Consider the following 6394-nt stretch of genomic DNA (forward strand, 5'->3'; position numbering starts at 1 on the left):
CCCAGCCGCCGGACAGCAAAGAAAGCCGGGCGGTCATCTTTGTCCTCAAGGTTGATCATTTCGATCATTTTTAACCCCCCTGCGCACTCAGTCCGTGGAACAATTTGCAACTTTTTCAACGGAGTCACGTAAATGAATTGTGATTTACCCCACATGGGTACACTTCACAATTCAACAGGATTGGAGCGTAAAATGATCGAACAAAATCCTCAATCAACCTATTCAACCGCGATGGTTAAACCGGGCCTGGTTACCGCACTGGGAGTGATGACTCTGGTCAGCGGTATCATCAATATTCTGACCGGGCTGGGAATCACTGCCACCGTCGTACTGGGAACCCTGGGAATTGGCTTAATTTGCGCGCCAATTACCTTTGTACCGGCAATTTTGGGCATTTTTGAAGTCCTTTACGCGCTGAAAATTCTGGCAAATCCGCCTGTTCCGGTGCAGTTTTCACAAACCATCGCTATCCTGGAAATTCTGTGCATCGCCTTTGGCAATGCCATAGCAATGATCGTCGGCATTCTGGCGCTGGTCTTTTACAACGATGCCCTGGTCAAAAACTACTTTGACCGCATCAATGCTCAGCCAGCCGCCGGATGAAAGACCTTTCCATTTTGTCATGGCACAGGCATTGCACCTCATCAAAAAGAAGGTATAGTAAACCCAACAGGAATCAATTACCCCGCACTCATTCAATAGATAAGGAGAAAAACAATGGATTTTGGTCTGGCATTTTCATATGTGTTTCAGGACAAGGATTGGCTGCGCAAAGTTGGCATTGTCGCACTGATTTCGCTGATCCCGATCCTCGGTCAACTGGTGCTGATTGGCTGGTCGTTGAACGTTACCAAACGGGTGATTGACCGCCACCCCGAACCCCTTCCCGATGTAGACTTTGGCGGTGATTTGGGCCGCGGTTTTTCGGCCTTTGTCATTGGGTTTGTTTACTCCCTGCCGATCACCCTGTTCGCACTCGTCTTCGGTATTTTGGACTCAATCGTCGCCGGTCAATCCAGTTCGGATGCGGTCAGGACAATGATGGCGATCCTCTCGCTCTGCTTCGGCCTGTTTGTCTTTATTTATGGAATTGCGATGGCGATTGTGCTGCCGGCTGCCTATGGCAACTACGTCGCCAAGGGCAGCCTTGGCGCAGGTTTTGCGCTGGGAGAGGTATTCGGTCTGGTGCGTGCCAACATTGGCGCCTACTTGATCGTGCTGCTGGGTACGTTCGTCGCCGGGCTGATTGCCCCGCTGGGCACCATCCTGTGCATCATCGGTGCAATCCTGACCTATGCTTACTCAGTGGCAGTGATGGGTCACCTGTATGGGCAGGCCTACAATGCCGCCACCCAAAACAAAGCGGTGCTGGCTGGCTGAGCATATTGTTACCCCTAAAGGGTTATGCAGCGCTGCTCAAACAGCGCTGCATTTTTTATTCGTGAAACTCTTCCACCTGATAGGTCAAAACCGTCAGTTTTTTCAGCCGCCATAACTTGCGCGGAGCGCCCATTTTCAAACACAACTGATCCAGAAAATTCTCCGCATCCGGCAGAGAATGCCATACCTGTGGCAGAAAAGTAGCCCGCCGGCCCTCATCCAAAAGGACCACCCCATCCACTCCCGGACGCAGTTTGTGAATCAAATCCAGCGGTGTATCATACGCCAACGGCTGAGGTGGCGTCAATCGTGAAATCTCAATCTTCAACCGATCCACTTCCTCCGGGCGCACCGGTGGAAAACGGTAATCCGCCAGCGCTGCCGCAACCGCATGTTCGCGCACATCCTCAATCAACGGTTGGTGAGCTTCCAGGGTGCCAATGCAGCCACGCAGTTTGCCATTCAGGGTCAGGGTTACAAAGGTGGCCCCATCTTCCCGCAGGCGGGGCGGAATCTGTTCCCAATCCAGCGGGCGGAGCGGCCGCCCATTGACCGCGTCTTCTATCGCCTCGCGGGCTGCTCTTAGCAGCAGTTTGCGTTCGCCTTCAGTTAATTTGTCCTCTGTCATCGCACAACCTGTGGTACACCCGATTATGATACACCAGCGGCTGTCCCTGTCGGTTTTGGTGGATGGCCTCGACCTGTGCAATGTAAAGGGTGGAGTCCTTCATTTCGAAGCGCTGAACAACCCTGCAATCCAGACAGACCAAACCGCTGCTCAGCAGGGGCACCCCGCTCGTAAGAGTAAAGATTGGCATACCCGCCATCCGATCCTCGTCTTCCGGTATCCGCCCCGCAAAACGGTCGGCAATTTCAGCCTGATCCTCTGCAAGTATTGTAACTCCAAACACGCCGGATTGTTCAACCAGATTGCGCGTCCGGGTGGTATTTGCCAGTGTAACGCATACCAGCGGCGGGTTCAGCGAAACGGAGGTAAACGAATTGACCGTCATGCCGTGTTGAACTTCACCGGCACGGCTGGTCAGAACCGAAACCCCGCTAACCCAGTTGCGCATGGCGCTGCGTAAATCCTCTCCCGTGATGAATGACATGCCTTCCTCCCACATTTATCCATATCTGGCAGTGTTCTTGCACCACTGCCCGGCATAGCGTTTATACTTTCAGCAAACCGCTAAGTCAAGGTTTTGTTGAATGTCGTCCAGCCATTGTTGATGTAAAATGGTTAAGAAGCTTCCCAATTCCTTCCCCGCCAGTGCAAGGAATTGATATTTGTCAAAACCACTCCGATTAAGGTATGATGAAATCCAAACCATGATCAGCAGCGAACCCAACCCCTCTTCCGATGAAACCACCAAAAACCCGCCGGTATTCAGTGCGCTTTGGACAATCCTCAGTGTGGCGCTGGTGGTTGCCACCCTGTTCACACTGTGGACACCCGCAAACCTGTTCTCCAATCAAATGCTCGACCGCATGTTTCAGGCCATTCAAAGCGAGGCAACCCTCACCTACCCTACCCCGACCGCCGCTCCCCGCCCGCGGATTGGCATTGTTGCCGGGCATTGGGGGAATGACTCCGGCGCTGTCTGCCCGGACGGCCTGACCGAAATGCAGGTCAACCTGGAAATTGCCAACCGCGTTCAACAGCAATTGCGCGAGGAAGGTTTTGAGGTGGACTTGCTGCAGGAATTTGATGACCGCCTGGAAGGCTATCAGGCGTTGGCCCTGGTTTCCATTCACAACGATTCGTGCGAGTATATCAACGATGAGGCAACCGGTTATAAAGTTGCTGCGGCAGCTTCCAGCGCCTTTCCTGAAAAGGCGCAACGCTTGAGCGGCTGTCTGATTGACCGTTACGGCAAGATTACCAATCTAAGATTCCACGCCAACTCCACCACACCCGATATGGTGTATTACCACACCTTCCGTGAGGTTCACGCCGATACCACCGCCGCCATCATCGAAACCGGCTTTCTCAACCTCGACCGGCGCATTCTGACTGAACAACCCGATCTGATTGCGCGCGGCATTACCAACGGCATCCTCTGTTACGTGCGCAATGAACCGATTCCCGTGATGGATACCGGACAATGAGTTTGGAACAGCAGCCAGACCCCCGGCAAATTCTGGCAGAAGCCCGCCGGGCGCTCCGGCAGGGTGACCGCATGACTGCCCGCCGGCTGGCTGCTGAACTCACCCGCTTACAACCGCATCGGGAAGAAGGCTGGTTGATTCTGGCCGGGCTTTCCGAACCGCGCGCCAGTATCCAGTACCTCAACCGCGCCCTGCAAATCAACCCCGCCAGTCAGCGCGCCCGTCAGGGGATGCACTGGGCAGTCGAGCGGCTGCGGCGTCAAACTTCAGCCGGCTCTGCACTCATAACCCCGCCTTCCCCAGCAGAAGTCAGCAGCGGTAAAACCCTGCCGGTGCGCATCCGCTCCATTGAGAAAAAATCCGCCGAAGCGTCCCAACCGGTGCGCCTTCCGCCGCGGCAAACCGCTCAGCCGGCTGCGTCCTCCGCCCAAAACCTGACCGCTGTCCTGCAAAAGCTGCCCTCACCCCTCTACATCAGCCTGCTGACTCTGCTGATGGTGGTGTGTCTGGGAGCTTTGTTGTGGCTGGTGCTGCCGGACCTGCAAACTGCCTTTGCCGAAAGCCCTTCCTCTCCCCGGCCGATGGGCGCATTGTTCAAACCATCGCTAACCCCCACCTTCACGGCTACATTTACCGCCACCCCAACTTCTACTGCCACCTCAACGGCCACTCCCACTCCAACCCCCACCGAAACGCCCACCCCCACGCCCACCGATACGCCCGAACCCACCGCAACCCCGCTCATCATCAGCGGTGGAATACCCGTGGAAGTAGCCGAAGACGAGCCGTGGATTGATGTCAACCTGAGCGAACAAATGGTGTATGCCTACGTCGGCAGGCAGCTGGTCAACAGTTTTCTGGTTTCCACCGGCACATGGCGCACCCCGACGGTAACCGGTCAATACCGCATCTATGTCAAATACCGCTATACCGATATGGCCGGGCCGGGATACTACCTGCCGAATGTACCCTACACCATGTATTTTTATAAAGGTTACGGTTTGCACGGCACCTACTGGCACAACAATTTCGGTACCCCCATGAGCCACGGCTGCATTAATTTACGCACCGAAGATGCCGAATGGTTGTTCGATTTTGCTTCGGTGGGCACTCTGGTCAACATTCATTACTAACCGCTCGCTTCCATGTTCACCCTGTTTGCATCCCATCTTGATCAGGTTTCCCGCCGCGACTTTCTCAAACTTTCCGGCATTGGCGTACTGGCATTTTTCAGCCTGCCGCTGCGGCTGGAGCGCCTGTTCAGCCCCACCCGGCCGGAGCGGGAGGTTTCGCTGCCCCGGCTGGGGAGGGTATGCGCCGCCAAAATTGACGGATACGATCGTCCTTCTTTTAGTGGAGAAGTGAAAAAGACCTACTGGCGCGACCTTGTCCTTTCGATTACCGAGGTAACACTGGGCAGCGAGGATTCGGGACACAACCGCATCTGGTACCGTCTTGATGATGGCGCCTATGTCCACTCCGGCGATATTCAGCCGGTTGATTTGCAAAAGCATGAACCCGCTGCCGCGCTGCCGCAAGGCGGTGCGCTGACCGAAGTCAGCGTACCCTTCACCGATACGCTGTGGGATTTACGCCGTCAGGACTGGTATTCGTACCGGCTTTATTACGGCACAACCTATTGGGTGGATCAAATTCAACAGGATAAAAACGGGAAAACCTGGTACCGCATTCGCGATGATAAGTGGAAAATCTTTTATTATGCCGACGCCACCCATCTGCGTCTGGTCAGTGAAGAGGATATCGCTCCGATTTCGGCAGAGGTGCCTCCATCGGAAAAGAGCATCGAAATTCACCTGCCCGAACAGATCGTGATCGCCTATGAGGGGGATCAGGCGGTTTTTATGGCGCGCACCTCTACCGGGGCCCGCTTCATTGACGGGGACTACCGAACCCCGCCGGGCATTTATATCACCAACCGAAAACGCCCCTCCCGTCACATGGCAGCCGGCGACCGGGCTGCCCCCAACAGTTACGATTTACCCGGTGTTCCCTGGGTGTGCTACCTGATGGATAACGGCATCTCCTTTCACGGCACCTACTGGCACAACAATTTTGGCAGACCGCGCAGCCACGGCTGTATCAATCTCTCCATTGCCGATTCGCGCTGGGTCTATCGCTGGACGCATCCGACCGTGCCTCTACAAACAGTGACATTGAACGAAAAAACCGGTACAATGGTTAAGGTGATTGACAAGCCAATGGCTTGAAACGCATAACCGTACTTAACTTCAACACTCCTTGCCAGGAGGTCATCATGCCCCAGCCCCTTTTTGCAGGATTGATTGTTGACGAAAACGATCAGGTGGTGGAAACCGCCATGGTAGGTTCCGAGCCGATGTACGTGGTCAACGATGCCGGCTTCCGCCGGCATATCCCGGCTGAGTACGTCGACCGCCAGGTCTTGAATTTTCTCAAAGAACAAATCAGCGGCCACGAAGACCTGCTGAGTGAACAAACGGCTAAAATGCTGGGGCAGGAAGATATCTTTTCCAAAGCCATCCTCGAAAAACAGTTCCGCAACATTGATCAGCAATTCGAGCAGCTGCTCAAAACCGGCATCCCCGAAGAGGGACGTGCCTACATGGGGATGATGGGCTTTCGCATCGTCATCAACTTTCATGGGGACGTGGTGCGCATTGACCAGCCCGGCATCATCAGCGATGAGGATGATATGGGAGAATGATTCTGAAATAATGTTTACACCACCTGCCGGTTTTCCTATAAAAATCTAACAGCAGGCGGGTAAAATGAAGGAGCGCGGAGAATTTTCCTGCATTTAATTGTGGAGGAAGAAGATGACACCCGACAACATCATTGATGTTACCGAAGCCGATTAGATTCGAGTGACGTTGAGCCATTCCAGACCTTCGGGAAACTCAGA

8 protein-coding genes are annotated in these 6394 nt (G+C 54.3%); 6 read left to right on the forward strand and 2 right to left on the reverse strand.

Annotated elements, in window-relative coordinates:
• Positions 1 to 192: 192 nt before the first annotated feature.
• Both VAE48_RS08275 and VAE48_RS08280 read left to right on the forward strand, forming a co-directional pair.
• On the forward strand, positions 193 to 603 hold the full coding sequence (locus VAE48_RS08275; RefSeq protein ID WP_322792850.1) for a hypothetical protein: 411 nt from the start codon (positions 193 to 195) through the stop codon (positions 601 to 603).
• 114 nt (positions 604 to 717) lie between these two features.
• Positions 718 to 1380: a DUF4013 domain-containing protein gene (locus VAE48_RS08280; protein ID WP_322792851.1), complete on the forward strand. Its 663-nt coding sequence runs from the start codon at positions 718 to 720 to the stop codon at positions 1378 to 1380.
• A 55-nt stretch (positions 1381 to 1435) separates the two neighbouring features.
• On the opposite strand, the gene amrA is transcribed toward VAE48_RS08280, so the two are convergent.
• Complete coding sequence (gene amrA, locus VAE48_RS08285; protein ID WP_322792852.1) at positions 1436 to 2008, reverse strand: AmmeMemoRadiSam system protein A; 573 nt, start codon at positions 2006 to 2008, stop codon at positions 1436 to 1438.
• A complete protein-coding gene (locus VAE48_RS08290) occupies positions 1986 to 2492 on the reverse strand; it encodes a flavin reductase family protein (protein ID WP_322792853.1) in 507 nt (168 codons plus the stop codon). Before VAE48_RS08290 ends, amrA begins: the two co-directional genes overlap by 23 nt.
• 178 nt (positions 2493 to 2670) lie before the next feature.
• On the opposite strand from VAE48_RS08290, the gene VAE48_RS08295 reads away from it, so the two are divergent.
• The 4 genes from VAE48_RS08295 to VAE48_RS08310 are packed head-to-tail and all read left to right on the forward strand — an operon-like array spanning position 2671 to position 6196.
• Complete coding sequence (locus VAE48_RS08295; protein WP_322792854.1) at positions 2671 to 3492, forward strand: N-acetylmuramoyl-L-alanine amidase family protein; 822 nt, start codon at positions 2671 to 2673, stop codon at positions 3490 to 3492.
• Positions 3489 to 4625 (forward strand): L,D-transpeptidase, encoded by a 1137-nt coding sequence (locus tag VAE48_RS08300; RefSeq protein ID WP_322792855.1) that lies wholly within the window; start codon positions 3489 to 3491, stop codon positions 4623 to 4625. The genes VAE48_RS08295 and VAE48_RS08300 overlap by 4 nt, the downstream gene beginning before the upstream one ends.
• 12 nt (positions 4626 to 4637) lie before the next feature.
• On the forward strand, positions 4638 to 5720 hold the full coding sequence (locus VAE48_RS08305) for a L,D-transpeptidase (RefSeq protein ID WP_322792856.1): 1083 nt from the start codon (positions 4638 to 4640) through the stop codon (positions 5718 to 5720).
• A 47-nt stretch (positions 5721 to 5767) separates the two neighbouring features.
• Positions 5768 to 6196 (forward strand): hypothetical protein, encoded by a 429-nt coding sequence (locus tag VAE48_RS08310; RefSeq protein WP_322792857.1) that lies wholly within the window; start codon positions 5768 to 5770, stop codon positions 6194 to 6196.
• Positions 6197 to 6394: the final 198 nt, after the last annotated feature.

Source organism: Bellilinea sp. (assembly GCF_034432615.1).
In the GTDB taxonomy this organism is placed as follows: Bacteria; Chloroflexota; Anaerolineae; order Anaerolineales; family Anaerolineaceae; genus Bellilinea.